The 25,982-nt window shown below is 41.9% G+C and carries 23 protein-coding genes, 1 pseudogene and 1 riboswitch; of the genes and pseudogenes, 12 read left to right on the top strand and 12 right to left on the bottom strand.

Annotation, left to right across the window (positions count from 1 at the left end; translation table 11 throughout):
* Window position 1 precedes the first annotated feature (1 nt).
* The 4 genes from gcvPA (at window position 2) to WQ57_RS10425 (ending at window position 4,151) form a co-directional block, all read left to right on the top strand.
* Window positions 2-1,357 carry an aminomethyl-transferring glycine dehydrogenase subunit GcvPA gene (gcvPA, locus tag WQ57_RS10440; RefSeq protein WP_046523687.1) on the top strand — a complete coding sequence of 452 codons (1,356 nt, stop codon included), beginning with the start codon at window positions 2-4 and terminating at the stop codon, window positions 1,355-1,357.
* Complete coding sequence (gene gcvPB, locus WQ57_RS10435) at window positions 1,350-2,840, top strand: aminomethyl-transferring glycine dehydrogenase subunit GcvPB (protein WP_046523686.1); 1,491 nt, start codon at window positions 1,350-1,352, stop codon at window positions 2,838-2,840. Before gcvPA ends, gcvPB begins: the two co-directional genes overlap by 8 nt.
* Before the next feature lie 97 nt (window positions 2,841-2,937).
* A complete protein-coding gene (gene lipA, locus WQ57_RS10430; protein WP_046523685.1) occupies window positions 2,938-3,816 on the top strand; it encodes a lipoyl synthase in 879 nt (292 codons plus the stop codon).
* A 29-nt stretch (window positions 3,817-3,845) separates the two neighbouring features.
* The gene (locus WQ57_RS10425) at window positions 3,846-4,151 is read left to right on the top strand and encodes a HesB/IscA family protein (protein ID WP_046523684.1); all 306 of its coding nucleotides are present in this window, start codon (window positions 3,846-3,848) and stop codon (window positions 4,149-4,151) included.
* A 56-nt stretch (window positions 4,152-4,207) separates the two neighbouring features.
* On the opposite strand, the gene WQ57_RS10420 is transcribed toward WQ57_RS10425, so the two are convergent.
* From WQ57_RS10420 to solA, 8 genes are all read right to left on the bottom strand, one after another.
* On the bottom strand, window positions 4,208-5,434 hold the full coding sequence (locus tag WQ57_RS10420; protein ID WP_046523683.1) for a YbfB/YjiJ family MFS transporter: 1,227 nt from the start codon (window positions 5,432-5,434) through the stop codon (window positions 4,208-4,210).
* An 81-nt stretch (window positions 5,435-5,515) separates the two neighbouring features.
* Window positions 5,516-5,878 carry a transcriptional activator HxlR gene (gene hxlR, locus WQ57_RS10415; RefSeq protein WP_046523682.1) on the bottom strand — a complete coding sequence of 121 codons (363 nt, stop codon included), beginning with the start codon at window positions 5,876-5,878 and terminating at the stop codon, window positions 5,516-5,518.
* Window positions 5,879-6,117: 239 nt separating this feature from the next.
* Window positions 6,118-6,789 carry a hypothetical protein gene (locus WQ57_RS10410; protein WP_046523681.1) on the bottom strand — a complete coding sequence of 224 codons (672 nt, stop codon included), beginning with the start codon at window positions 6,787-6,789 and terminating at the stop codon, window positions 6,118-6,120.
* Between the two features lie 18 nt (window positions 6,790-6,807).
* The gene (locus tag WQ57_RS10405) at window positions 6,808-7,476 is read right to left on the bottom strand and encodes a GNAT family N-acetyltransferase (protein WP_046523680.1); all 669 of its coding nucleotides are present in this window, start codon (window positions 7,474-7,476) and stop codon (window positions 6,808-6,810) included.
* Between the two features lie 12 nt (window positions 7,477-7,488).
* Complete coding sequence (locus WQ57_RS10400; RefSeq protein ID WP_046523679.1) at window positions 7,489-8,367, bottom strand: carbon-nitrogen hydrolase family protein; 879 nt, start codon at window positions 8,365-8,367, stop codon at window positions 7,489-7,491.
* 159 nt (window positions 8,368-8,526) lie between these two features.
* A complete protein-coding gene (locus WQ57_RS10395) occupies window positions 8,527-8,946 on the bottom strand; it encodes a cupin domain-containing protein (RefSeq protein WP_277620286.1) in 420 nt (139 codons plus the stop codon).
* Between the two features lie 39 nt (window positions 8,947-8,985).
* Window positions 8,986-10,221, bottom strand: coding sequence for a M24 family metallopeptidase (locus WQ57_RS10390; RefSeq protein WP_046523677.1), 1,236 nt, complete (start codon window positions 10,219-10,221; stop codon window positions 8,986-8,988).
* A 132-nt stretch (window positions 10,222-10,353) separates the two neighbouring features.
* Window positions 10,354-11,520, bottom strand: coding sequence for an N-methyl-L-tryptophan oxidase (gene solA / locus WQ57_RS10385; RefSeq protein ID WP_046523676.1), 1,167 nt, complete (start codon window positions 11,518-11,520; stop codon window positions 10,354-10,356).
* A gap of 456 nt (window positions 11,521-11,976) precedes the next feature.
* Between solA and WQ57_RS10380 the strand changes: the two genes are divergently transcribed.
* Entirely contained in the window at window positions 11,977-12,753 is a 777-nt protein-coding gene (locus WQ57_RS10380; protein WP_052948720.1) for a creatininase, read from the top strand.
* A gap of 216 nt (window positions 12,754-12,969) precedes the next feature.
* The gene (gene codB, locus WQ57_RS10375; protein WP_046523674.1) at window positions 12,970-14,319 is read left to right on the top strand and encodes a cytosine permease; all 1,350 of its coding nucleotides are present in this window, start codon (window positions 12,970-12,972) and stop codon (window positions 14,317-14,319) included.
* Window positions 14,320-14,402: 83 nt separating this feature from the next.
* On the opposite strand, the gene WQ57_RS10370 is transcribed toward codB, so the two are convergent.
* The 4 genes from WQ57_RS10370 to hxlA form a co-directional block, all read right to left on the bottom strand.
* Complete coding sequence (locus WQ57_RS10370) at window positions 14,403-16,004, bottom strand: PucR family transcriptional regulator (protein ID WP_046523673.1); 1,602 nt, start codon at window positions 16,002-16,004, stop codon at window positions 14,403-14,405.
* A 366-nt stretch (window positions 16,005-16,370) separates the two neighbouring features.
* On the bottom strand, window positions 16,371-16,742 hold the full coding sequence (locus tag WQ57_RS10365; protein ID WP_046523672.1) for a winged helix-turn-helix transcriptional regulator: 372 nt from the start codon (window positions 16,740-16,742) through the stop codon (window positions 16,371-16,373).
* Between the two features lie 182 nt (window positions 16,743-16,924).
* Entirely contained in the window at window positions 16,925-17,482 is a 558-nt protein-coding gene (gene hxlB, locus WQ57_RS10360) for a 6-phospho-3-hexuloisomerase (protein ID WP_046523671.1), read from the bottom strand.
* Between the two features lie 8 nt (window positions 17,483-17,490).
* Window positions 17,491-18,138 (bottom strand): 3-hexulose-6-phosphate synthase, encoded by a 648-nt coding sequence (hxlA, locus tag WQ57_RS10355; RefSeq protein WP_046523670.1) that lies wholly within the window; start codon window positions 18,136-18,138, stop codon window positions 17,491-17,493.
* 349 nt (window positions 18,139-18,487) lie between these two features.
* Between hxlA and zwf the strand changes: the two genes are divergently transcribed.
* The 6 genes and pseudogenes from zwf (at window position 18,488) to sdaAA (ending at window position 25,973) form a co-directional block, all read left to right on the top strand.
* The gene (zwf, locus tag WQ57_RS10350; RefSeq protein ID WP_046523732.1) at window positions 18,488-19,933 is read left to right on the top strand and encodes a glucose-6-phosphate dehydrogenase; all 1,446 of its coding nucleotides are present in this window, start codon (window positions 18,488-18,490) and stop codon (window positions 19,931-19,933) included.
* A gap of 33 nt (window positions 19,934-19,966) precedes the next feature.
* Window positions 19,967-20,875, top strand: coding sequence for a phosphogluconate dehydrogenase (NAD(+)-dependent, decarboxylating) (gene gnd / locus WQ57_RS10345; protein ID WP_046523669.1), 909 nt, complete (start codon window positions 19,967-19,969; stop codon window positions 20,873-20,875).
* Window positions 20,876-20,910: 35 nt separating this feature from the next.
* Window positions 20,911-22,245: pseudogene (locus WQ57_RS10340) on the top strand (glucose-6-phosphate isomerase); the annotation flags it as partial.
* A gap of 286 nt (window positions 22,246-22,531) precedes the next feature.
* Window positions 22,532-22,635: riboswitch (glycine riboswitch) on the top strand.
* Between the two features lie 120 nt (window positions 22,636-22,755).
* Window positions 22,756-24,153 carry a dihydrolipoyl dehydrogenase gene (gene lpdA, locus WQ57_RS10335; RefSeq protein ID WP_046523668.1) on the top strand — a complete coding sequence of 466 codons (1,398 nt, stop codon included), beginning with the start codon at window positions 22,756-22,758 and terminating at the stop codon, window positions 24,151-24,153.
* A gap of 51 nt (window positions 24,154-24,204) precedes the next feature.
* Entirely contained in the window at window positions 24,205-25,059 is an 855-nt protein-coding gene (gene purU / locus WQ57_RS10330) for a formyltetrahydrofolate deformylase (protein WP_046523667.1), read from the top strand.
* 35 nt (window positions 25,060-25,094) lie between these two features.
* Window positions 25,095-25,973: an L-serine ammonia-lyase, iron-sulfur-dependent, subunit alpha gene (gene sdaAA / locus WQ57_RS26990; RefSeq protein ID WP_046523666.1), complete on the top strand. Its 879-nt coding sequence runs from the start codon at window positions 25,095-25,097 to the stop codon at window positions 25,971-25,973.
* Window positions 25,974-25,982 lie beyond the last annotated feature (9 nt).

Raw genomic sequence — 25,982 nt, 5'->3', positions numbered from 1 at the left:
GATGACCAATACATACAGATATCTGCCTGATACCAAACAAGACCAGGAGGAGATGCTGAAGTTTCTCAACATTTCCTCTGTTGAGGAATTATTTGAAGACATTCCCTCTGAAATTCGCCTAAAAGGGGAGCTGGATATCCCAAACGCGGATTCTGAACCTGTTCTTTTGAAAAAGATGAGCCAGCTTGCCGCAAGAAATAAAAATGCCAATGATTATCCTACATTCCTTGGAGCGGGCACATATGATCACTATATTCCCAGTGTTGTCGACCATATGATTTCACGTTCGGAATTTTATACAGCTTATACACCTTATCAACCGGAAATCAGTCAAGGGGAATTGCAGGCGATTTTCGAATTCCAGACCATGGTTTGTGAATTAACAGGAATGGATGCTGCAAACTCTTCCATGTACGATGGATTTACATCACTTGCAGAGGCTGCTTCCCTTGCTGTTGCCTCGGCAAAAAAACGTTCAAAAGTGCTTGTGTCAAACGGTGTTCATCCTGAATCCCGCGCGGTTTTACAAACAGTCGCAAGAGGTCAGGAGTATACAGTGGAGGAAGTGAGTCTTTCTTCAGATGTGACGGACTTGGACCAGCTAAAGGCTCAAATTGCGGAAGACACAGCCGCTGTTATTGTTCAATATCCTAATTTCTTTGGTTCAGTTGAAGATTTGGCAGAAATCAAACAAATTGCGGAAGAAAAAGGGGCCCTTTTGATTGTCAGTTCCAACCCGCTGGCCTTAGCGCTTCTGCAATCACCAGGAAAATTGGGTGCAGATATTGTGATTGGAGATATGCAGCCACTAGGTATCCCAATGTCCTTTGGTGGTCCTCACTGCGGATATTTCGCTGTTAAACAAAAATTTATACGTAAAATACCAGGACGCATTGTTGGTCAAACACAAGACGAAAAAGGGAAACGAGGATTTGTGTTAACGCTGCAAGCCCGTGAGCAGCACATCCGCCGTGATAAGGCGAGCTCCAATATTTGTTCCAACCAGGCCCTGAATGCGCTCGCTTCCTCCATTTGCATGACGGCACTTGGAAAACAGGGTATCCGGGAAATGGCCATGCAAAATATTGAGAAAGCGGACTATATGGCGAAGGTTCTGCAAAGGAAAGGCTTTATTGTCATGAACAAGTCAGCATTTTTTAACGAATTTGTTGTGGAACTCCCAAGGCCTGTGAAAGAGGTTAACTCAAAACTTCTAGAAGCTGGATTCATTGGCGGATATGATTTGGGAATCGATTATGGCTACGAAAATCAAATGCTGATCGCCGTAACAGAACAACGTTCAAAAGAAGAGATTGACCAATTTGCAGTAGCACTGGAGGCGGTTGTGAATGGCTGAGTATAATCATCTAATCTTTGAAGTTAGTCGTCCGGGGCGCGTAGGCTACAGCCTTCCGAAAAGCGATGTGGAAAGCGTTAACTTAGAAGATAAATTTCCAAAACATTTAATTCGAGATGAAGCAGCAGGACTTCCTGAAGTGGCTGAACTTGACCTGGTGCGTCACTATACAGCACTTTCAAATAAAAACCATGGAATCGATAACGGATTTTATCCGCTAGGCTCTTGCACTATGAAGTATAACCCGAAAGTTAACGAGGTTGTGGCACGGCTGGCGGGATTTAGCCGCATTCACCCATATCAGCCAACTGAGACGGTGCAGGGTGCATTAGAGCTGATGTACAACCTGCAAGAAGAACTAGCGGTTATTACAGGCATGGATGCTGTAACATTGCAGCCTTCTGCAGGTGCTCAAGGTGAATGGACCGGTTTGATGATGGTTAGAGCCTATCATGAACAAAAAGGCGAAACGAGGAAAAAGGTACTTGTTCCAGACTCTGCCCATGGTACAAATCCTGCTAGTGCGAGTGTTGCCGGATATAAAACGGTCACGATTCCATCGAATGAGAATGGCTTGGTTGACCTGGAAGAATTAAAGAAACATGTAGATAAAGATACAGCGGCGTTAATGCTGACAAACCCTAATACACTAGGGCTTTTTGAAAAAGAAATCACTGAAATTGCTGCAGTTGTTCATGAAGCAGGCGGATTGCTTTACTATGATGGAGCAAACTCCAATGCGATATTAGGAAAAACAACACCGGGAGACATGGGCTTTGATGTTGTGCATTTAAATCTTCATAAAACATTTACAGGCCCACACGGCGGTGGAGGCCCAGGTTCAGGCCCAGTTGGTGTTAAGGAGGTTCTGCTTCCTTATTTACCAGTACCGCGTGTTGAAAAAGACGGAGACAAATTTCTTCTAAATTCAAATTATCCATTATCCATTGGCCGTGTTAAAGGCTATTATGGAAACTTTGGTATTAACGTTCGTGCCTACAGTTATATTCGTACAATGGGGCCGGTTGGACTGCGTGAGGTTTCTGAAGGCGCTGTTCTTCATGCCAACTATCTGCGTAAAAGGCTTGATCCATATTTTGAATCTCCATATCCGCAAATTTGCAAACACGAATTTGTATTGTCTGGCTCGAGACAGAAAAAACTGGGTGTACGTACGCTCGATATGGCAAAACGTCTGTTGGATTTCGGCTATCATCCGCCAACGATTTACTTCCCATTAAACGTTGAAGAATGTTTAATGATTGAACCAACAGAAACAGAGTCAAAAGAAACGATGGATGCTTTTGCCGATGTCATGATCCAAATCGCCAAAGAAGTTGAAGAAAACCCAGGCGTCGTTTTGGATGCTCCGCATACAACCATTATCGGGAGACTGGATGAAGTCCAGGCAGCAAGACAACCGATAGTACGATATATAAAAGAAAAAGAAGAAGAGCAGGTTAAGGACGGAGTAAAAGCATAAATTAATTTCCATTGGCGGGGGAATCCTGCCAATGGTTACGTTTTTATACAATATCAGCATCACGAGTTTATCTTTGCTGTTCATAGGAGTGGATGATATGGCCATAGACTATGCCCGTAAACCCGAGTGGCTCAAAATTAAATTGAACACCAACGAAGAGTATACAGGTTTGAAAAAAATGATGCGTGAAAAAAAGCTTCATACAGTCTGTGAAGAAGCAAAATGTCCCAATATACATGAATGCTGGGCTGTACGCAAAACAGCAACGTTTATGATTTTAGGAAGCATCTGCACCCGTGCATGCCGATTTTGCGCGGTACAGACCGGACTTCCGAATGAGCTTGACTGGGAAGAGCCGGAACGCGTTGCGGAATCAGTGGCGCAAATGGGCTTAAAGCATGTTGTGATTACGGCGGTAGCCCGCGATGATTTAAAAGATGGAGGCGCTAACGTATTTGCGGAAACGGTAAGAGCTGTGAGGCGCCGCAATCCGTTTTGCAGCATCGAAGTCCTTCCATCCGATATGGGCGGAGTATACGACAACTTAAAAATGTTAATGGATGCAAAACCCGATATTTTAAATCACAATATTGAAACTGTAAAACGATTGTCCCCTAAAATTCGCGCACGTGCCACCTATGAACGTTCGCTTGAATTCCTGAGAAGGGCAAAACAAATGAATGCCAGCATTCCCACAAAATCAAGCATTATGATTGGACTTGGCGAAACAAAGGAAGAAATCATGGAAACGATGGATGACCTTCGTGCCAACCATGTCGACATCATGACCATTGGCCAATATTTACAGCCAACGAAACGCCACTTAAAAGTAAATAAGTATTGGAGTCCGGAGGAATTCAGAGAGTTAAAAGAAATTGCCTTGTCAAAAGGATTTAGTCACTGTGAATCAGGTCCTCTTGTTCGCTCTTCCTATCACGCGGATGAGCAGGTCCAGGCAGCAAAAGCGAATGCATAATCATGGATAAGTGGGGAGGGGATGATTGAATGGTCATTACATTAACCGAGTCGGCATTAGATAGGTTAAAATCAATCGAGATAATGGATGAACAATATCCCCGGATTGACGCTGAGGTAGCTGGCGGATGCGGTGTCTCTGTAAAATTCAAACTTGTTTTTGAAGAACCGCGCCGGAACGACCTCATGATTGAATATGATGGAATTCAAATTCGGATGGATCGTTTTACCAAACGCTATTTAGATGTGGAGACACAAATTGATTATACCGAAGAAAATGGTTTCCTCGTTGGCGAAAGTTTTGCTTCGAGTGCTTGTGCAATTGAAATCGATTAATAGGTGAAGAGTCTTGTAGAAAAAATGAAGGACCAAATGGACAGGTCCTTCATTTTTTATTTAGTATTAACGTTCAACCGAGGTTTTTTAAATTCGGCCTGTCCATTAGCCCCATCTTTTTTCAATTGCATAGATAGAGTGAATCCTAATAGTAAAAGCCCGCAGCATAGCAGGAATGCAGATGGTATGCCTCCCATATGGTCAATCATCCAGCCGCCAAGACCGGGTCCTGCCAGTTGTCCAGCTGCAAAAAAGACTGTAACATAGCCTAATGCGACAGGTGCGTAGTATGGATGGATTTGCTCCGTTGAAAGCGCCTGAATCAGTAAAAGCATGCCGACAACTGTACTGCCCCAAAGAAATTGACTGATGCCAAAGCCAATATATACTGGATAAATGACTGGAAGCACTGTAGAAACCGCCCCAATAAACATTGTAATATGCAGTGATTTTTTCCGGCCGATTTTATCTGAAACCATCCCCCATAATGGGCCGCTAAATATCGAAATAAATCCTCCTGCCGCCATAATCCGACCAGCAGAATAGGGGTCAAGATTGGACTCTAGCATAAAACTGAATAAGAAGCTTTGTGGGATTAAATAGGCAAAGCCAATCAATCCATAAACAATTGCTACAATAAGGACCCCTTTGTGGAAATAGACTTCATGGATTAGTGTTTCACTTTTTTGCTCATTCGTGCGCAGTGGTACGGGTGGATCCCGCAGGGTGGAGCGAGCACAAATAGCAGACAGCAAGGAGATGACTCCATATAAAATCCATAGGAATCGCCAGCCATTATCGGAAAACCATGTGGTAAAATAGGGGATGAGTACACTGGAGAGCAAGGTACCCAATCCTAATCCACTTAAAAGGAATCCAATCATCATCCCTCTTTGCTTTGGAAACCACCCAACCACAATATTCACGAGCGGGGTATAGGCAAACGCCGTCCCGATTCCAAGCAGCGCCATGCCTGCCAGGCAGGCAAGATAGCTTTGTATCATCGACATGAAAAACAGCCCAAAAGCAACCAGCAATGTCCCGAGAATGACCAATTTCTTTGATCCCCACTTGGAGGCTAATATACCGGCAAATAGAACCATGCCTAAATAGCCGATTGAAGTTGCCATCCCTAACACACCAGCTTGAGCATATGTAATGGACAAGTTTTTTTTCATGAATGGCATCAAAATACCATAAGACATTCTGCCAAAACCTTGGACACTTATCGTCACCATTACACTTGCAAGAGCGTATTTCCAAATGGCGGGGTTATCATCCATCGGCTAGCACCTCAAATCGAAATCGTTATTGCGGTTTATCATAGTTTTGTTATTTAAGAAAATATATGTAAGTAATCTTCACTATAATGTTTTGCACTCTTTAATTTGGTTATTTAGGTGAAGTTCCCTATATTCTTTCCCCCATTTGTACATCGCTTCTAAAATTGGCATCAAGCTCCTTCCCTTATCAGTTAGAGAATATTCAACCTTCGGCGGGACAACCGGATAAACCTCTCGATGAATAATCAGATCCTCCTCCAGCTCCCTTAATTGATTGACGAGGATGCGGTGGGTAATATTAGGCATCATAGCTTTTAATTGGCCAAAGCGTTTGGTTCCTTCATGCCCTAAGTGCCATAAAATTAACATTTTCCACTTGCCGCCAATAATGGACAAGGTTAATTCTTTTTCACAGTTAAACGTTTTTTGAGCAACGTGCCGCATGTGAAATTCCTCCTCTTAAAGTGAATTTGAGACGTAAAAACAAAGTATACTTTTCTTAAACTATATCCTTAAAAAGTGTGTACTTACAAGGCAATATTTAAAATATTTAGAAAATAAAACGAGATTCGAAGCCAGCAGGTAAATTGCTAAGTGGAGCAACCCATGAATCATCCTATATAATAGGAAGGTTCATGGGTTAATTGTGCTGAAGACATGCTTTTTACAGTCAAAAGAATCCATTAAATGGCCAATAGTGAGACTGTTTTATTTGTTTCGAGGTTCTCCACCATCTCGTACCATGATTTAGGTTTGTTAGGCAATACCGAATAGTAACGCTTTAAAAACTTTGTGATAAGTCCTGTTTCCAGTTCGTGAGTATTTTCTTCAGATGGAAGGAAACATAGGTCCAGACCGGTAACTTCCTCACCGTTATTTTGCCATGAGGGATGGATATAATCAAAATCGAGACGCTTATAGCCAAGGTGCGATAAAACTTCACGGCGAACATAAGGATCCATGGGTTTAACTGAGCCAAATTTATGGTTATCTACCTTGTAAGGGTCATAGATTTCAGCAAACATGCCAAATAAATTCTTTCCATTTTGTTTTGCCAAAGAGTGTAGATCATCCAGGCGCCTACTGGATAAAAATGGCCCAATTCCTAGCCCGGCTTGGCCGATGATGGTGAAGTCTGTCATGGCAATATTAAAGTCCCGATAATATCTGTATTCTGTTGCACCAACGACTTTATTTTGATGAACAGCAACAAACACTCTAATATCAGGATCTTCCAGAGGCTCTTTCCATAAATCAAATTCCAAAACTTCTTCATCAGGAAAAATCTCTTGCATGAGTTGATGCAATTGTTTAAAATAAGGGTCTTTTATACTGCATACTCGATGATATTCCATTGGGTTACACTCCTTTGTTCATTTTATGATAAAAGGGTTTTTCCACTCCATTAAAGCACCGTAATTACAAGACTCTTTATCTTCTAAATAGTTTTTAACTGCTTGGACTGGCGTGCGGCCACAGCGCAGCAGGAATGTAATCACAGGGTCTTTTAATTCCCCTCTGACCACAGAGTCAAGGTACTCATCTGCGGTCATTTTATTCATTTTTTTATGGTATCCAGGCATTCTTCCTCCACCTAATAAGCGATCGCACCCCAGTTGGATTACGACCTCATACATGGAGAGCATTAACCATTTTCCTAATCCAAATTTCCGATACGGGGGACTCACTCCAATGTCGACAACATAAAGGGTGTTTCCTTCGGGATCATGGTTTCGGATATATCCATTGTCTGTGATCTCTTCCCATGAATGTTCCGTGTTTTCATAGCTGAAGTGGACTAGCAGCCCGGTCATGGAGCCTGCAACCTTACCATCTATCTCGATACATAAGGCCCCTTCGGGAAAGAGAGTAATATGGTTTGTTAATTGATCAGTATTCCATAATAATTCATCCGGGAATGGGGGTGGGAAACTTTCCTTTTGGACATTAATCAATTCAGGAAAATCTCCCACGGTATAGTTCCGGATCACTGCTTTGAGAGGGGTATCCTGATCAAACACCAAAAATTCTTTATGGTACATATGTCTTCCTCCTTACACAAGTATGGAAGGTTGTTTATTGGGTTTTAAGTCAGGATACAGATCCAGACGGCGGTCACGCCAAGTAGTGACTGAGCCGTGTTCGCGAACTTGGTATAAAAGCTCCAAGTTCAAGTCAGCTGTTACAATCATTTCTTGATTGATTTCTCCTTCCACTAAAATCCCCTTTGGCGGGAAAGGGATATCATTCGGAGTAATCACCGCCGCTTGACCATAGTTTGATCTCATAAAATCAATGGTTGGGAGTGACCCCACTGTGCCAGTGGTTACAACATAGACTTGATTTTCAATCGTCCTGGCATGGCTAGTGTATCGAACACGATAAAATGCCTGACGGTCATCGGTACAGGAGAGGCTAAAAATGATGTCTGCCCCCATGGACTTTGCCATTCTAACAATTTCCGGAAATTCAATATCATAACATGTCAGCATGGCAATGGTGCCTTTTTCAGTCTTGAATACTTCGAGGTTTTCGCCAGGAGTGATCTTCCATTCCTTTATTTCCGTTGGCGTCATATGAAGTTTTGGCTGCGTCGAAACTTTCCCGTCTGGATGAAACAGGTGGGCAACGTTGTACAACTTTTCATCTTTACGGATGATATGTGTTCCTCCAATGATGTGCTTCCGGGTCTTCGTGGCAAGATAGGTAAACAACTTGAGATATCCATCTGTAAAACGGGGAAGCTCTTGAATCGGTAAGGGACGTCCATGATCGTCTCCAATTGACAATAGCTGTGTAGTAAAAAATTCCGGAAATAAAATGAAATCTGATTCATACTCAAGGCTTGTTTTAATATAATGTTCCACCTGGTTTGCAAATTGTTCAAAAGAACTGATTGACTGAAGATGATACTGAACAGCTGAGACTCTCAATGTCTTCTCCCCCTTACTAAATCAATCTCTCTACATGTTGTGCCTGCTTGTCTGGTTGATATTTTTATTATCATTAAGATTAAATACGTTAAAACGGACAAAAAGTGGCAGGTTAATAATGCCCTGCCACTTCTCAAACTCCATGCTTCTCCTCAAGGGCTATGGTAAATAGAGAGGATTGGCACCTGCATTCTTGAAATATACAACTTCTCCGTCACTTTCACCATCAAAGATTACGGTTGTCTTAGGGGAGAAGATTAAAACATCCCCAACTTCAGCGGTATATTTATTGTCTTCCACATCACGTACGACAATTTTTCCCTTCGTAACAATTTTAACTTCTGTAAAATCGAATTCTGCAGAATAATCTACTGAAGGCTGCAATGCAAAGTAGCCTAATGTTAGAACCTCTTTATTGTCTGTAAGAGGCAAATCAAGAATTTGGCCCTTCAATTCCGGTGTTCCTCGTAATTCACTTAGCTCCTTTAATTTATAAGTACCTGCTTTAATTAATTGAATACCTGGCTTCTCTGTTAACAATTTTGCTTCTGTTTTTTGAGTCATTTTTTTACTCCTTATTATTTTTCTGCAAGATATGATCCATTAAAGTCTTTCACACTACTTTTTGATAATGTTGTGCTCCGGTCCAAATGGGAAACCTGTGATATCATCTACAGTTCCATCTTCGTTAATAACCAGGATATCATGCTCACGATAGCCGCCCGCACCTGGCTGTCCTTCTGGAATCAAGATCATTGGCTCCATGGAGACGACCATGCCTGGCTGAAGAACCGTATCGATGTCCTCACGGAATTCCAGGCCGCCTTCACGGCCATAGTAATGGGAAAGGACACCGAAAGAGTGACCATAACCGAACGTACGGTTTTTAACTAAATCGTGCTCACGGAACATTTCATTCAGTTCAGCACAGATATCTTTACATACGGCGCCTGCCTTGATTAGTTCAATACCGCGTTTGTGTACCGCCACGTTGATTTCCCAGTATTTAAGGTGTGCGTCCGAAACCTCTTCCAGGAACATCGTGCGCTCTAAGGCTGTGTAATAACCGGCAATCATCGGGAAAGTGTTAAGGCTAAGGATGTCACCTTTTTGCACCTTCTTGGATGTAGCCCAGCTATGAGCACCGTCTGTATTAATGCCAGCCTGGAACCATACCCAAGTGTCTCTTAATTCGGCTTGAGGATATAGCCTTGCAATTTCCCGTGTCATTGCCTGGGTACCAGCAAGAGCTACTTCATATTCAGGCACACCTTCGCGGATTGCTTCTACCACTGCGTAACCGCCAATATCCGCGACTCTTGCCCCATTTTTAATATGTTCGATTTCTTCAGCCGATTTAATCCAGCGGGACCTTTGAACATCCTGGGAAACATCAACCAATTCAAAGTTAGGGAAGGCATCAACGAATTTTTTCTTTAGGTCTACTGATACATGATCCTCTTCAATACCCAGCCGGCCATTCTTGAATCCAGCTTCTTCCAGAACCTTTTGAATAGCGTAGAAGTAGTTGTCCCTTCTCCAGTCCGTGTAAACAATGTTTTCATCAAAGCTTCTTCTCCAAGGCATGCCGCCATCAATGTTTGCGCTTACAGTTACGTGCTTGTTTTGTGTAACAACCAGTCCATAATTTCTATTGAAAGAAGTATATAGGAAGTCACTATAATAATTAATGTTGTGATAGGAAGTAAATAACACTGCATCAATATCCTTTTCAGCCATATAATTGCGAAGGTTGGCATTGCGGCGCTCCATCTCTCCTTTAGAGAAAGTGCCTTTGTATTTTTCACCGTTGTGCAGAATTTTTGTTCTTTCAAGATCTGTAATTTGTATCATTTTTTCATCCTACCTTCCTGAATTGAGATTAATATATATATCAATCTGCTAGACAGATAAAGCCTGTTATGTAATCCCTAATGTACATCTGCCAGACAGAAATTTACTTCAAATTATTTAGAGGAATAGCTATTAATTGCTCTGCAATTCTTTTTTTAGGGCAGGGCGGTTAATTGAAAAGATTGATATATCATGCTCTGTTTGGCCAGTTGTAACCAATTGGGTTAATGTTTCGCCAACAACACTTGAGAATTTAAATCCATGCCCTGAGAAACCGGCAGCAATCGCTACATTGGAGTACTTAGGGTGAAGATCGATCACGAAATGCTCATCGGGTGTTTTCGTGTACATGCAAACAGCACCCCGTTTTAATTCTCCATTCGCTCCAGGCATATATTTTTCCAGGAAAAGGCGAAGGTTGTTTTCATCCTCTGGGTAGACCCCAAATTCACGGTCAATCGTATCAGGGTCAATCTGCTGGCCGTAAGAATGGTAACCAATTTTGAGCCCGCAGCCTCCAAAGCTTGGAAATCCATAATAGATGCCATTAGATACTTCAACCATGAAAGCTGGATAACCGCTGTCATTGCTATATTTTGATTCATCTGATTCAAAGAAACCGACAACTTGACGGTATGGCTGCAATGGAATTTCGATATCCAATTTTGACAGAAGTTTGCTATTCCAGGCTCCCATGCTAACAATCAATTTATTAGCAGTAAAGGTTCCGTTTGGTGTCTGAATCTTAACCAAGTCTTGCGAAATTTCAAAGTCCTCAACCGGAGTGTAGGGCAATACTTTGGCTCCATTGGCTTCAGCGAGCTCGCGATACGCACGGATGCAGTTTTCACTGAATAATACGCCTGAATTAGGTTCAAAGATAGCTTCATAATGTTCTGGTACCGTTACACCAGGCCAACGCTTATTGATTTGATCACCTTCAAGGAGATCAGCCGTCAATGAGTGGAGTTTAGCAGCTTCCATTGTTTCTGATACGAAAGCGGATTCATTTTTTGGGCCAAATACAAGTACGCCGGTTTTCGTGAATATCTTATGGTGTGTCCTCTTTTCTAATTCATACCATAACTCTTGTGCCCTTAAGGCAAAAGGGACATACTCTCTGCCTTCCCCATAAGCATGGCGGATAATACGTGTATCACCATGGTGGCTGCCATTTGTGTGAGGCGGGTTAAAGGAGTCTACCAGTAAAGTTTTAACCCCTTGTTTTGATAAGTAGTAACCAGCGGCCATTCCCATCGAACCAGCACCGACAACAATGACATCATAATGTGTGCCCATTGCAATTCCCCTCCAATGAATAAAGATTCCTAATATTGTGAATTTTTGTTTGTACCTGTATTATAAGGACGAAGTTAATAGATTAACAATTGTAAGGTGATGCTAATGTTTTCATTCATAAAAAGAAAGAATTGTACATTCTAAACAGTTGCTACCGTTTAGCAAACATCTAACTCCTATAAATAGGTTCGAAGTTAAAGCTCCTGGAGAACAAAAGTTCATAAATTTGTCACTTTTGGATATATAATTCAAAAAAATCAAAAAATATTAGACTTTGTAAGTCAATGGTAGTGAAAAACAGGTAGTGTTATTATGCAATCAACAAGTAATCAGGATCAGGTGAGAAGAGGAAACCTTAACAATCTATACTGAAAAAAGGGTAAGCGCTTTCAAAGATGCCGCCAACGGACCTTGATCTGGCCAAAGGACAAAAATAACAGAATGGGAGATGTGTATATGGAAAATCTATTAAAGAATATGACGTGGGAAGAGTATCGTACGAAAGTCGATAAGAGTTTCTTAATCTTGCCTGTCGGTTCCACGGAGCAACATGGGCCCCACATGCCTTTGGGGGTAGATGCGATTATCGCCGAGAAATTCAGTTTGGCAATTGCAAAAAAATTGGATGCGGTGGTAGCTCCGACACTGTCCTATGGATATAAATCACTGCCAGCAAGCGGTGGAGGACCGATGTTCCCAGGCACCATTGATTTGAAGGGTTCAACTTTAACTTCATTGGTTTATGATTTATTAGAGGAATTTATCGCGGATGGGTGGAAAAAAATTCTCGTATTTAGTGCTCATTACGAAAATGAAGCCTTTCTTGCAGAAGCTTGTGACCTCTTATTACGTAATCAGAAGGAAGAATACCCTAAGGTTCTGCTTTGTAACTGGTGGGATAACTTGTCGGAGCAAACGATTCCGAGGATTTTTGATGAAGTAAATTTCCCAGGGTGGGCACTGGAACATGCAGCAATCACGGAAACATCCTTAATGATGCACTTTGAACCGGAACTTGTTAAAGGAGAGTTAATTATAGACGATGGATTCACAAGTCCGCCAACCTATCAATCATTCCCTCCGTCTAAATCTTTGATTCCATCTTCCGGCTGTCTGCATACAGCACGTTCCAGTTCAGCCGAAAAAGGAAAAATAATTGCTGAGGATGCTACATGCAACATTGTTTCCATATTAAAGAAAGAATTCTCTTCAAATTTAATTCTTAACCCATAATAGTACAGTCAAAATGTAAGCGCTTTCCAAGACCTGTACCAGAAAAATAGATTTCGGCAGTAGTCCATAAAACACGACGAGACCCACTGAATGAAAGTCCAAAATCATGATGGCAAAAGGGTCCATCAACAGAGGGATGAAAACACAAGGGAACTCCTATATTGAGCTAGATTGAATCGTCTTAATGGAAAAAATCAGTTTAAAGGATGTGTTTATATGGAAGCAGAAATCATTGTGAAAAAAGAGAGTGTGAAAACAGAGAAAGAGTACGTAGATATTGATTATACTTTGACTCATGTGCCAAAGCATGCACGAAAAAACTGGATAGCGATCTTTTCCGTCCTCCTTGGATTTACATTCATAGTAACAACGATGGCAGCTGGGGCAAATCTGGGAACTTCTTTAATGCTAAGTGACTTACTTAAAGTCTTGTTGATCGGTAATCTCATCCTTTCCACCTACGTGGGGATACTATGCTGGATTTCTGCAAAAACGGGTTTAAATACAATCCTTCTTGCTAGGTACTCTCTAGGAAAACTTGGTTCAAAATGGACTAGTATCATACTCGGTGGAACGCAAGTATTTTGGTACGCTTTTCAGGCAGCTTATATGGGGAAAGTATTTACAGCGAGTCTGGGTTTGGAAAGCTACTTTATTCCTATCACCGTTTTTTGGTCGCTATTTATGGGTGCATTTGCCCTCTGGGGCACAAAGGGGATGGAAATTGTCGCTTATCTATCCATTCCGCCATTTCTTTATTTGGCCTACAAGATTCCTGCTGCGAGTATAGAGGCTGCAGGCGGAGTGGAGAAACTATTTCTAATAGAGCCTGCATCAACCATCACTTTTACTGCCGCCATTACAATCATAATTGGTGCATTTATTTCTGGTGGTACTCAAGCGCCTAACTGGGCCCGTTTTGCGAAAACACCAAAAGCAGCATTCCAAGTAGGATTTTTTGCCTTTCTGATAGGGAATATTGTAATGGCGATTTCAGGCATGCTGGGCGGACTGGTTATGCAGGATGGTGATATGGTCAACATCTTAATGAAAATGGGAATCATCGTAATGGCAATGATTATCCTGATCTTTAACATCTGGACGACAAATACCACAGCTGCCTATTCCTTCGGTGTAGCGGGAGCTGAATTCTTTAATAAGCCTAATAAAGCTCCTTTTGTTATAGGTGGTTTGATTATCGCTACAATCATGGCTGTTACAGGGATATATGAAGTCTTTATTTCTTTCCTCACATTCTTAGGTATTTTTGTCCCTTCATTAGGTGGTTTGATTATAGGGGATTATATCTTTAACTGGAGAAAGTCAATGCCGCTAATTGAGAATGTGAACTTTAGAGTCATTCGTACGTCTAACTTAATCGCCTACTTATTGGCAACATTGGGGGCGTACATCAGCTCTGTTTACGAAATTGGACTTCCTTCACTTAATGGCATCCTCCTTGGGATTGGTTTGGTGTATGTAATGAAAAAAATCTATCAGGCACTTGGAATAGCAGATGACCATGAAATCCAAAAAGAAGCTGGTTTAGTCTATAAGGCTGAATAACATAAGCAAAGCAGAGTACCGCTGACACTTAAAGATCCATTCCGTTAACATGCAAAAGGTCTAACGAAGCTCGTTAGACCTTATTACTCTTCACATTTAGTGGCAAGCGACTCTAAATCGAGAGCTACTTGAATCCAGAATTGGCACCTTGGTGAGGTTAAGCTTCCTTGCAAATATTGTTCAATTCGTTTAATTCGATAGCGTAAAGTATTAAGGTGAATATGAAGTAATTTAGCTACTTTTTCGCGATTATAATTATTGGCAGCGAGTAATTTCAATGTTTCGTAAAGAGTGAATCCGTCTTGGGTAAGTAAATCCTTCGGCAATATGAGGTTCCGGAATTCCTTCGCCTTTTCCGGAGTCAGTCCCCCGTATAAAAACATTTCACGTTTCAATTGATCCGAAAAATAGGTTCCTCCTGATTGGCTCTGATGTTGTACGATTGGCGCTAACGTTTTTGCTTCCTGGTAACTTTCTGCAAAGGAGAGCACATGTTGCTTTGTATCTCCCAAAACTAGAACAGGTGCTGCCTGAGTGTAGGCATTGCGCAAATTATTTTGTAATTGATTGATTTGTTGTTTGAGTTCTAATGAATCCATGCTTGAAGAAAGGAATAACACTAATTGATCCTTATACACATCACAAAATCCGTTAATTCCCTCTGCATCATCAATCCAGTTTTTACAATGATCACGAATCGATTCCACCTCTAGAGACAGGGGGGACGAAAGCTTATTTTCGCCGAGGAGAATGAGTCCGGCTACCCAACTTTCCCGATGTTCGAACCCAAGCTTCTCGATTTTTTCGTCCACGATTATTGAGGCAGTTTCCGGATTTTCAAGAAGAAGCTCCAGTAATTCTATGCGCAAATGCCTGCTTTTAGCCTCCAGGTCCTGGTTGCTCAAAGCGATATCGATTAAGAGAGTCGCAGCATGTTCAAGTATGTGGGCATGTTCCTTTTTTATTTCCTCATCTATGCTAATAAGCCATAGGGTACCCCAGTTATTTCCTTCAACTATCATCGGAACAGTCAAGGCATAAGGAGGGGTACTGCTTACTATCCTTTCATTAAGGTCCTGACGATCCTTTATTTGATCATTGATGCACTTTTGGATATTGACCCGCTTTGTATCCTTTGGAAAAGCTTTAAGAATGATGTTGTTTGCAGTATCCGTAATAGCAATGTGGGAGTTTAGCTTGTCTGCAAGAATCGTGCAAATGTCCAGATAGCTGGTTGCAGATTGCAGTTTCTCCCTAAGTTCAACTGGAACACGGTCAGTTATTTCATTTCGCTTATAGGATCGATTCATGATTTCCCGGTGAATCCTTTTTGTAATCTTCACGAAAGGAACATGAAAGGGAACTTCTAAAACAGGAATTGCATTTTTTTCGCCAAATTCTAATACAGCTGCTGGGCACTCCTTCAGATATCGTCCAGTAGCAAATAAAATACCCGAGATTTGATGCCGAACAAAAGAATTTAGAAGTCTTTCTTCGGATCCTTTATTTTGAGGCCATATCTGACCACAGGTCAACAATAGTTCCCCCCCCTCCAAAAAGTGGCCTACGTCATCAGTGTCAATCAAGTGAACCCAGCGGATGGTGCGGCCCAAACCATTCTTCCCGGTATGAACCATTGCGGTCTGTAACTCTGGCAGGCTTAAGGCTTCTCTCATAGTAATCATCAACATCACTCCTTTAAAAATAGAACAAAAATTTCTGTGTAATGATTCTCAACTCTCGAACAATCTCCAATCCGTCCATAAGATGAAAGGTGAAACTTTATGATAGGGTATTTGAAGTTAGGTTTTATGTAGGATATAGCCTAGAGGAATCCACTTATTTATTTTAGGTGATTTTATTTTATCACAAGATTCTGAACATTTTAAGATTTATTCATTTCACTTATTAAATATTTTAACCGTCTCTCTTGCTAAAAGAAGACCCGCCATTCAAATGATGGAGGGTCTCCCGGCTTAACGTTCGTTCACTTTAATACGGGCAGCTGCCTTAGCTAATGCTGCTTTGCAACTCCTATGCTAAAGGGAACGTTACTTCAAAGCCGGCATCTCCTGCTGCCTTTCGCTATTTTCATCGTTCACTTTTTTATAGTCCTTTCCCCATTGATACAAGGCTTCTAGTATTGGCATTAAACTTTCTCCTTGTTTAGTCAGTGAATACTCCACTTTAGGCGGGACCACTGGGTACACTGTGCGATCAATAATAAGATCCTCTTCTAATTCCCGCAATTGATTTGTAAGCATCCGCTGGGTGATATCCGGGATCAATTTTCTTAGTTCGCCGAAACGTTTAGTCCCTTGTTTTCCTAAGTACCATAAGATTAGCATTTTCCATTTGCCGCCGATTATGGAAAGAGTAAGTTCTTTTTCACAATTAAAGGTTTTCCCGTGTAGTTGACTCATGATTTTTCCCTCCTAAGTGGTCATTTATAATTTAGCCGCTAGCTAGTAATTTTTATTTTCCAAGAAAACGGATCTGGAAAAAAATGAAATATCACATGGACCATTATCTTTTTTGGCGAAAAGGGAAGACCACAAATTTATTTAATTTGTGGTCCGCGGAATTTTTTAAATAAATGGATTATTTATTCAAGGTTTGCATGTTTACCATACATTTTATTCGAGTCCAGCCCTTTTTTCTCCATAATTCTAAGAATCAGAGCGTCATAGAACAACAACATGGTTTGTTCAAAAAGGGATCCCATTGGCTGAATAGTTTGATAATTACCTGTTGATTGATCTTTAGGCGTTCCCGGCAGCTTAACCACAATGTCCGCCAGTTTTCCGATTGTCGAATCAGGAGAAATAGTGATGGCTGCGATACTCCCCCCAATATTCTTAGCTTTTTCTGCAACCGCCACTAAGGTTTTCGTTTCTCCTGAACCGGAGCCAATGATTAACAAATCACCTGGTTCGAGGTTGGCTGTAACCGTTTCCCCAACGATATAAGAATCAATCCCCATATGCATCATCCGCATTACAAAAGATTTGCCCATAAAACCGGATCGGCCTGCTCCTGCAACAAAGATTTTGTTTGATTCAAGGATTTTATTGACTAACTCCTCAGCCTCTAAATCGGAGATTAGGTCAATTGTACGTGTTAACTCTTGAACCACTTCATCTAAATATTGAGTTGTTATCATGGTTCGAATCACCCTGCATGGACGACTTTTTGTTGTATTAGCTCCTGCATTTTAGCAGCGACCGCCCTTTTATCAGCCTTGCTGGTAATTCCTCCGCCTACAATCACAAGATCTGGCTGTTCTTTAATGACTTCCGGCAGTGTTTCTAATTTAATGCCGCCAGCAATCGCTGTTTTTGCATTCTCGACGACACTTTTAATTGTAGCAAGATCCTCAAAAGAGTTTTTTCCAACAGCTTGGAGGTCGTATCCTGTGTGGACGCAAATGTAATCTACACCAAGTTTGTCTAGTTCTCTGGCACGTCCTGCGATATCTTTTACTGAGATCATATCTGCCAGAATCTGTTTGCCCTGTTTCTTCGCTTCTGCTACTGCTCCTTTAATGGATTCATCTTCAGCTACACCAAGAATGGTAATGATGTCTGCACCAGCTGCAGATGCTTGGCTGACTTCGTATCCGGCGGCATCCATAATCTTCAGGTCGGCCAGCACTGTCAAGTGAGGAAACGCATTTTTTACTTCTTTAACGGCTTTAAGTCCTTCATTAATGACCACTGGTGTGCCAATTTCCACAACATCCACATGATCCTGAACTTCTTTCACCAATTCAATTGCACCCGGGATATCGACGAGATCTAAAGCTAATTGTAATTTCATAATAACTTCTCTCCTTTTCTTTGTTTGAATTTGTGAAGCTTACATTCATTGTAGGTAATTGAATATTGAAAAAAAAGTACGCACTTTAAAATTAGATAGTGACAAAAAAGATACTATTGGACTCTATCGGTATATTTTTTCTCACTATATGAAAAAAAAGTGCGTACTTTCATTGAAAAGATATGCCTTCTATACTTTGGTTAAAGGAATCTTATCAGAGGAACCATTTAAAAAGACATTTCTAGTTGAAAATAAGATTGGAGGGAAGGCAATGAGCATAACAATACTGAATCCTGATATTCAGGCAAGTAAATCCCGGAATAGTTTCAAAAAACTGAAGGTAGATTCTATGACATTTGTATTATTTGGGGCAACAGGAGACTTGGCAAAAAGAAAAATCTATCCTGCCTTGTATAATCTTTTTTTAAATCAAAAATTACCCGATACTTTCCTTGTGGTTGGCATTGGAAGAAGTTCATTATCCGATAGAGAATACCAGGATCGCGTTACCGAATCGTTGTATACGTTTTCAAGACATCTGGTAAATGACAAAGCCAAAAAGAAAGAGTTTGTTAAAAAGTTTCGTTACACTCAATTGGATATTTCCAATGCAGATGGTTATAAACAGTTGCTCGAAATTGTCGAACACAATGAACAAGAGTTTCAGATAATGGAAAACCGTATGTTCTACCTATCTGTTGCTCCAGAATTTTTTGAGGTGATCAGCTTTAATATCCAAAAGAGCGGATTAGGGGCAACGAAAGGCTGGAAGCGATTAATTATCGAAAAACCGTTTGGGCATGATTTGAAATCTGCACAAGAACTAAACGAAAAACTGAGCCGAGTCTTCGAAGAACATGAAATTTACCGGATTGATCATTATCTTGGGAAGCCGATGGTCCAAAATTTAGAAGCATTAGCATTTGCGAATCCTGTCCTGCAATCATTATGGAATAATCAATATATTGCCAATGTACAAATAACAGCTAGTGAAACGGTTGGTTTAGAGGGCCGTGCTGGCTATTATGATAAGGCAGGGGCGATTCGGGATATGGTCCAAAACCATATGATGCAGCTTTTGATGATGACTGCGATGAGCCTTCCTAAGCAGATTAGCGCACAGGAAATACGCGGGGAAAAAAGAAAGGTAATGGAGTCACTTCGTCTTATGGATAAAAAAGAGGTTGCCAAAAACGTTGTTCGTGGACAGTATGGACCAGGTGAAGTGAACTCTGAAGCCGTAATTGGCTACCTAAAGGAGCCGGGTGTGGAAGATACCTCATCTAACGATACGTTTATCTCTGCCCGGTTATGGGTCGATAATGCCTTTTGGGAAGGTGTCCCTTTTTATATAAGAACAGGGAAAAGAATGGCGGAAAAGTCAACAAAGATTGTGATAGAGTTCAAAAATCCCTTAAAGGAATTATATAGCAAGGAACTCCAAAATACAGGACCAAACTTACTAATCGTTTATGTTAACCCAAATGAAGGTGTATCCCTGCAATTGAATAGTAAAAATCCATTAAATGGGGAAATCGAACCAATCCTGGTGAATTTTTCGGCGAACAAGGCCAACGTTCCCGAAGCTTACGAATTATTAATTCATGATGCACTGAAAGGAGACTCGACCTTTTTTGCCCATTGGAATGAAGTGGAATTATCCTGGAAATGGGTGCAGCCAATTTTAGAAGCGTTTGAAGAAAATTTAGTACCGCTGCAAACCTATTGCGCGGGTTCGATGGGCCCAGAAGCATCAGATGATTTATTGGATGAAGATGGATTCAAATGGTGGTAAAAATAATGAACGTTACTGGCGAGGAGGATAAGGATGAAAATAGGTCTAATCGGGCTTGGAAAAATGGGGCTAAATTTAGGGAAAAACTTAATCGACCATAAATACCAGGTTGCTGCGTTTGACCCGAACATAAAGGCTGCTGAAGAACTCATTCAATACGGTGGTGAAGGGTTCCCCAGTTTAAAGGCCCTTGTACAATCGCTGGAAAAGCCGCGTCTTCTTTGGATCATGGTTCCTCATTCCGTTGTAGACTCGATTATAAGTGAAATCGCACCATTTTTAAGCGTGGGTGACATTGTCATTGAGGCGGGGAATTCGCACTATAAAGAATCGGTTCGCCGATACAATGAATTGAAGACAATAGGCGTAAGCTTTATGGATGTCGGCACTTCCGGCGGAACAGAAGGGGCCCGGAATGGGGCATGTTACATGATTGGCGGTGACTTACAATCATGGAAGATGGTCGAGCCGATTTTTAAAGCAACATCCGTTAAGAATGGATATCTGTATGCAGGGAAAGCAGGCAGCGGCCACTTTCTAAAAATGATCCACAACGGAATAGAATATGGGATGATGGCTGCAATTGGGGAAGGCTTTGAAGTATTGGAAAAGAGTGAATTCGATTTTGATTATGAAAAGGTTGCAAGAGTTTGGAACAATGGTTCCGTGATTCGTTCGTGGTTAATGGAATTAACAGAGAATGCATTTTCGAAAGATTCGAAATTGGGAGGAATAAAAGGAGTAATGCATTCTTCCGGCGAAGGAAAATGGACAGTAGAAACGGCATTGGACCTTCAGGCAGCTACTCCTGTAATCGCTATGTCCTTATTGAGTCGTTATCGTTCTCTAGACAGTGATACTTTTACCGGGAAAGTGGTTGCTGCACTTAGAAACGAGTTTGGCGGCCATGCGGTTGAAAAAAACCTGGAATCGGTAAAGTAACAGGTATCGAAAAATCATTTGGAAGGGGAGCAGAAGTGGCTATATCATTTGATTACTCTAAGGCGTTAGTATTCATGGATAGGAAAGAAGTGGAGAATTTCAGTGAGTTTGTAAAAATCGCCCATAACTGCCTTCATGAACGAAAAGGGCCAGGTTCAGATTATCTCGGTTGGGTTGATTTGCCGTTAGCCTATGACAAAGAAGAATTTACTCGAATCCAGATAGCAGCCGAGAGAATACGCAAACACTCAGAGGTTCTAGTTATGATTGGCATTGGGGGTTCTTATTTGGGTGCAAGGGCAGCGATTGAAGCTTTATCCCACAGCTTTCATAACCAGATGGATAATAAAACACAGATCTACTATGCTGGCCATAATATTAGTTCTACTTATGTATCCCACTTACTCGAACTAATAGATGGAAAAGATGTTTCAGTTAACGTGATCTCCAAGTCAGGAACAACAACTGAGCCAGCCCTTGCTTTCCGTATCTTCCGTAACTATTTGGAAAAAAAATATGGAAAGGAAGGAGCAAAAGCCAGGATTTTCGCAACGACCGACCATTCCAAGGGTGCATTGAAAAGTTTAGCTGATACAGAACAATATGAAACATTCGTGATTCCGGATGATGTGGGAGGAAGATATTCTGTGCTAACGGCAGTAGGACTTTTGCCAATAGCGGTAGCAGGGCTCGATATCGGGAAAATGATGGAGGGGGCTGCTGCAGCAGCACGTAAATACAATACTCCTGATTTAGAAGTGAATGAGTGCTATCAATATGCTGCTGTTCGCAATGCTCTTTACAATAAAGGAAAGGACATTGAATTGCTAGTTAACTATGAACCGTCTTTACACTATGTTTCGGAGTGGTGGAAGCAGCTGTTTGGGGAAAGTGAAGGAAAAGATCAAAAGGGCCTTTTCCCAGCTGCGGTGGATTTCTCAACAGATTTACATTCAATGGGACAGTATGTTCAAGAAGGCCGGAGAAATCTATTTGAAACGATTCTGCAAATCAAGAAACCTCGTATTGAAATAGCTATTCAGGAGGATAAAGATAATATTGACGGTCTAAACTTCCTGGCTGGAAAGACCATGGACGAAGTGAATAAGAGTGCCTTCCAAGGGACACTTCTTGCACATACCGATGGAGGAGTTCCGAATCTAGTCATTGAAATGGACGAAATGAATGAATACACGTATGGAGAAATGGTTTACTTTTTCGAGAAAGCGTGTGGTATCAGCGGTCATTTATTGGGAGTGAATCCTTTTGACCAGCCAGGTGTGGAAGCATATAAGAAAAACATGTTTGCTTTGCTGGGAAAACCCGGCTTTGAAGCTGAAAAAACCAAGCTTATAGAGCGGATTAAACAAGAAGAATCTGAAAAAACGATTAAGGAAAGTAATACTGGGCATGGAAGGGATACTCAATTGGACAGAGAATGGTGACGTCGAAAGTATCTGTGCAGTATTTTTAGAAAAGTATGAATTATGAGGTTAAAAGGGTTGACACCCCTTTTCCTGCAGATTATTCTAAATATATCGAAAAATTTAATATGCGGATGATGGTTGTGGGAGAGTGCAAAGCTAGAAGCCACCGAAGGAGCAAGTTCCAAAAAGACCCTTGGAATCAATCTCTCAGGTAGATGGAACCACAGCAGGACGCGACTCTGGAGAGTACGTACATATGTATGCGTCACCAAAGGGGAAGGTTCTATGAAACGGTAGAACTAAACTCTCAGGTAAAAGGACAGAGAAGGGGAGAGAACGCCATGGCTACCCTTTTCTGTCCTTTTTTGCGTGGAAAAACAGGGAGCATGTTGTTCTAAAAATATCTTTGAACTTTGAAGGTAACTTGAAACAAACACAAAGGAGTGGGATCAGGTGGTAGAAGAATATGATGTTGTCATTATTGGCGGCGGGCCAGGCGGATATGTTGCTGCCATTCGCGCCTCTCAATTAGGGTTGAAAACGGCTGTAGTTGAAAAAGGAAAACTCGGTGGAACCTGTCTCCATGCGGGCTGTATTCCAAGCAAAGCGTTATTGAGAAGCGCCGAAGTATTTGTACAATCAAAGAAATCGGAGCAATTTGGGGTTATTGCTCCTGAAGTGCGCCTTGATTTCTCAATAGTACAGTCCCGGAAAGAAGAAACACAGGATCGGTTATACAAGGGCATTCAGCATTTAATGAAAAAAGGGAAAATTGATGTGCTTGAGGGGAAAGGCAGCATTCTGCAGGCCGGAAAAGTTTTAGTGGAAGAGAACAATGGGAGTGAAGTGATCCTTAACGCTAAAAATATTTTAATTGCGACAGGATCCCGTCCAAGAACACTTCCCGGGCTGGAAGCGGATGGCCAAACGGTCATGACCTCCGATGAAGCACTGAAAATGGAAAAGCTGCCAGAATCAATTCTCATTGTTGGCGGGGGAGTTATTGGAATCGAATGGGCTTCGATGCTTGCCGACTTCGAATTGAAAGTAACCGTAATTGAATATGCCGATCGCATTCTGCCAACAGAGGATAAGGACGTTTCAAAAGAAGTACAGCGTTTAATGAAGAAAAAGGGTGTCAAAATCGTCACGGGTGCAAAGGTACTGCCTGAAACGCTGGATAAAGGGGAAGGAGTTTCCATCAAGGCGGAGCATAAAGGAAAAGAAGTGCTATTTTCTGCCGAGAAACTATTAGTATCCGTAGGACGGCTGCCCAATGTTGAAGGAATTGGTCTCGAAAATACGGCAATTGAATTGGATCGCGGGTTTATCAGGGCCAATGAATACTGTGAAACCAATGAACAAGGAATCTATGCAATTGGTGATGTGATTGGCGGACTGCAATTGGCCCATGTGGCTTCCCATGAAGGACTGATTGCCGTTGAACATATGGCAGGTAAAAGCCCTGCGCCGCTTGATCCCACTCTTGTTTCAAAATGTGTTTACAGCAGTCCGGAAGTTGCCAGTGTTGGCTTAACGGAAGAGGAAGCGAAGGAGAAAGGCTATCAAATCAAAGCGGGTAAATTTTCATTCCGTGCGATTGGGAAAGCTCTCGTTTTCGGTGAGTCAGATGGTTTTGTCAAACTTGTGGTGGAAGACGGATCCAATAAGCTATTAGGAGCGCATATGGTAGGACCGCATGTGACCGATATGATTACAGAGGCAGGCCTTGCCCGGGTGGTTAATGCAACAACCATGGATATTGCCCACACGATCCACCCACACCCGTCATTAACGGAAGCGATTGCTGAAGCATCATTGGCTGTGGACGGCTTCCAGATTCATGGATAGGATTTAAACGTAAAACTTCAATGACACCATAAGGATGGAGGCAGCTTAAATTTGCAGAAAAGGAACCGTGTAACCTTATTGATTACCAGCCCGGAAAAGCTCGGAATGATCTCGACTGTAACGAATCTTCTTTTAGACCACAAAGCGAATATTGTCCATTTGGATCAGCATACAACCGATCCGCAGGACGGAATCATTTTTATGCGTGTTGAGTTCGAAGCGGTCGATACAGAGCTTCAAAAACTTGAAGAAGATTTGCATGTATTATCACGGGAGCATGCTCTTGATTTTCAACTAAGCAGCCAGGAAAAAAGAAAGAGAATGGCCATCTTTGTTTCAAAATCGGACCATTGCCTTTTGGAGTTGATTTGGCGCTGGAAATCGAATGAAATTCCTGTGGATATTCCTTTAGTGATCTCAAACCATGATGATCTAAGAGAAGTCGCCGAGAGTCACGGAATCCCTTACTATCACATTCCATTGTCTAAAGAGAGGAAAGATGAGGCCGAACAAAAAGCTTTGGAACTATTGAAAGGGAAAGTAGACTTTATTGTTCTGGCAAGATATATGCAAATCCTTTCTCCCAATTTTATTTCCAAGTTCCCGAATCAAATTATTAACATCCACCACTCTTTCCTGCCGGCGTTTGTGGGGGCAAATCCGTATGTAAGAGCGTTTAACAGGGGAGTGAAATTGATTGGGGCAACGGCGCATTACGTAACCAATGATCTTGATGAGGGCCCCATCATTGAACAGGATGTCCAGCGGATCAATCATCGATATTCTGCAGACGGCTTAAAGATTGCCGGACGCCATGTGGAAAAACGAGTTCTCGCCGAGGCTGTCTCTCTGCATGCAGAAGATAAAGTATTGGTTCATGGCAATAAAACCATTGTATTTAAGTGATTTTGTAAGTCTGATCAATGAATGGGAGGTTTAACATGGCTTTTACCAGTTTAAAAGAACTGATCGAACTTGCTGAGAAAGAAAAATCCACAATATCTGATTTGACGATTGCAGCGGAAGCAGAACGGAGCGGTGATTCTGAAAGCGAGATCCTTAGTAAAATGGCAAAGCAATTGGATGTAATGGAGGATGCTGTCCGTAAAGGCACGGAGAGTCCTGTCATGTCAAGAACAGGTTTGACGGGCGGGGATGGAAACCGCATTTATCAATATGCCCAAAACGGAAAATCTTTTATCCAGCCAGAGACCTTAAATGTTATGGCAAATGCTTTGGCTGTGTCGGAAGTCAATGCGGCAATGGGACGGATTGTTGCCACTCCTACGGCAGGTTCAGCTGGCATCTTGCCGGCGGTGCTCGTTCATGCCCTTGATAGCGGCAGGTTTACAAAGGAGGAAATCGTGCGATCCATGTTTACTGCTTCGGCCCTGGGATTGGTCATTGCCAATAGGGCTTCCATTTCCGGAGCGGCTGGAGGCTGCCAGGCAGAAGTGGGTTCCGCAACGGCAATGGCAGCAGGCACTCTTGTTGAGCTTGCCGGCGGAACACCTGAACAAGTGGGAAATGCTGTAGGGATAGCTTTGAAAAACTCTCTTGGTTTGGTTTGTGATCCTGTCGCCGGACTGGTAGAAATCCCTTGCATCATTAGGAACGGATTACATGCAATTACGGCCCAGGCAGCAGCGGACATGGCTTTAGCCGGAGTGAACAGCGTGATTCCGCCTGATGAGGTTATCCATGTAATGCATGAAGTAGGACAGCAGATGCCAGAGTCATTAAGAGAAACCGGAAGAGGCGGGCTCGCAGGCACCCCAACTGGAAAAAGACTGAGAGAACAGGTTTTTAATAGAAACTAGGAGGTCTAT

Source organism: Mesobacillus campisalis, from assembly GCF_000986785.1.
Lineage (GTDB): Bacteria > Bacillota > Bacilli > Bacillales > Cytobacillaceae > Mesobacillus_B > Mesobacillus_B campisalis.
Note: the sequence above shows the minus strand (reverse complement) of the source record. Positions and strands in the feature narration are given on the sequence as shown.

Excerpts from the sequence above, each read along its gene's own strand:
- gcvPA (WP_046523687.1), top strand. The coding sequence starts at position 2 with ATGACCAATACATACAGATATCTGCCTGATACCAAACAAGACCAGGAG.
- gcvPB (WP_046523686.1), top strand. The coding sequence starts at position 1,350 with ATGGCTGAGTATAATCATCTAATCTTTGAAGTTAGTCGTCCGGGGCGC.
- lipA (WP_046523685.1), top strand. The coding sequence starts at position 2,938 with ATGGCCATAGACTATGCCCGTAAACCCGAGTGGCTCAAAATTAAATTG.
- WQ57_RS10425 (WP_046523684.1), top strand. The coding sequence starts at position 3,846 with ATGGTCATTACATTAACCGAGTCGGCATTAGATAGGTTAAAATCAATC.
- WQ57_RS10420 (WP_046523683.1), bottom strand. The coding sequence starts at position 5,434 with ATGGATGATAACCCCGCCATTTGGAAATACGCTCTTGCAAGTGTAATG.
- hxlR (WP_046523682.1), bottom strand. The coding sequence starts at position 5,878 with ATGCGGCACGTTGCTCAAAAAACGTTTAACTGTGAAAAAGAATTAACC.
- WQ57_RS10410 (WP_046523681.1), bottom strand. The coding sequence starts at position 6,789 with ATGGAATATCATCGAGTATGCAGTATAAAAGACCCTTATTTTAAACAA.
- WQ57_RS10405 (WP_046523680.1), bottom strand. The coding sequence starts at position 7,476 with ATGTACCATAAAGAATTTTTGGTGTTTGATCAGGATACCCCTCTCAAA.
- WQ57_RS10390 (WP_046523677.1), bottom strand. The coding sequence starts at position 10,221 with ATGATACAAATTACAGATCTTGAAAGAACAAAAATTCTGCACAACGGT.
- solA (WP_046523676.1), bottom strand. The coding sequence starts at position 11,520 with ATGGGCACACATTATGATGTCATTGTTGTCGGTGCTGGTTCGATGGGA.
- WQ57_RS10380 (WP_052948720.1), top strand. The coding sequence starts at position 11,977 with ATGGAAAATCTATTAAAGAATATGACGTGGGAAGAGTATCGTACGAAA.
- codB (WP_046523674.1), top strand. The coding sequence starts at position 12,970 with ATGGAAGCAGAAATCATTGTGAAAAAAGAGAGTGTGAAAACAGAGAAA.
- WQ57_RS10370 (WP_046523673.1), bottom strand. The coding sequence starts at position 16,004 with ATGATTACTATGAGAGAAGCCTTAAGCCTGCCAGAGTTACAGACCGCA.
- WQ57_RS10365 (WP_046523672.1), bottom strand. The coding sequence starts at position 16,742 with ATGAGTCAACTACACGGGAAAACCTTTAATTGTGAAAAAGAACTTACT.
- hxlB (WP_046523671.1), bottom strand. The coding sequence starts at position 17,482 with ATGATAACAACTCAATATTTAGATGAAGTGGTTCAAGAGTTAACACGT.
- hxlA (WP_046523670.1), bottom strand. The coding sequence starts at position 18,138 with ATGAAATTACAATTAGCTTTAGATCTCGTCGATATCCCGGGTGCAATT.
- zwf (WP_046523732.1), top strand. The coding sequence starts at position 18,488 with ATGACATTTGTATTATTTGGGGCAACAGGAGACTTGGCAAAAAGAAAA.
- gnd (WP_046523669.1), top strand. The coding sequence starts at position 19,967 with ATGAAAATAGGTCTAATCGGGCTTGGAAAAATGGGGCTAAATTTAGGG.
- sdaAA (WP_046523666.1), top strand. The coding sequence starts at position 25,095 with ATGGCTTTTACCAGTTTAAAAGAACTGATCGAACTTGCTGAGAAAGAA.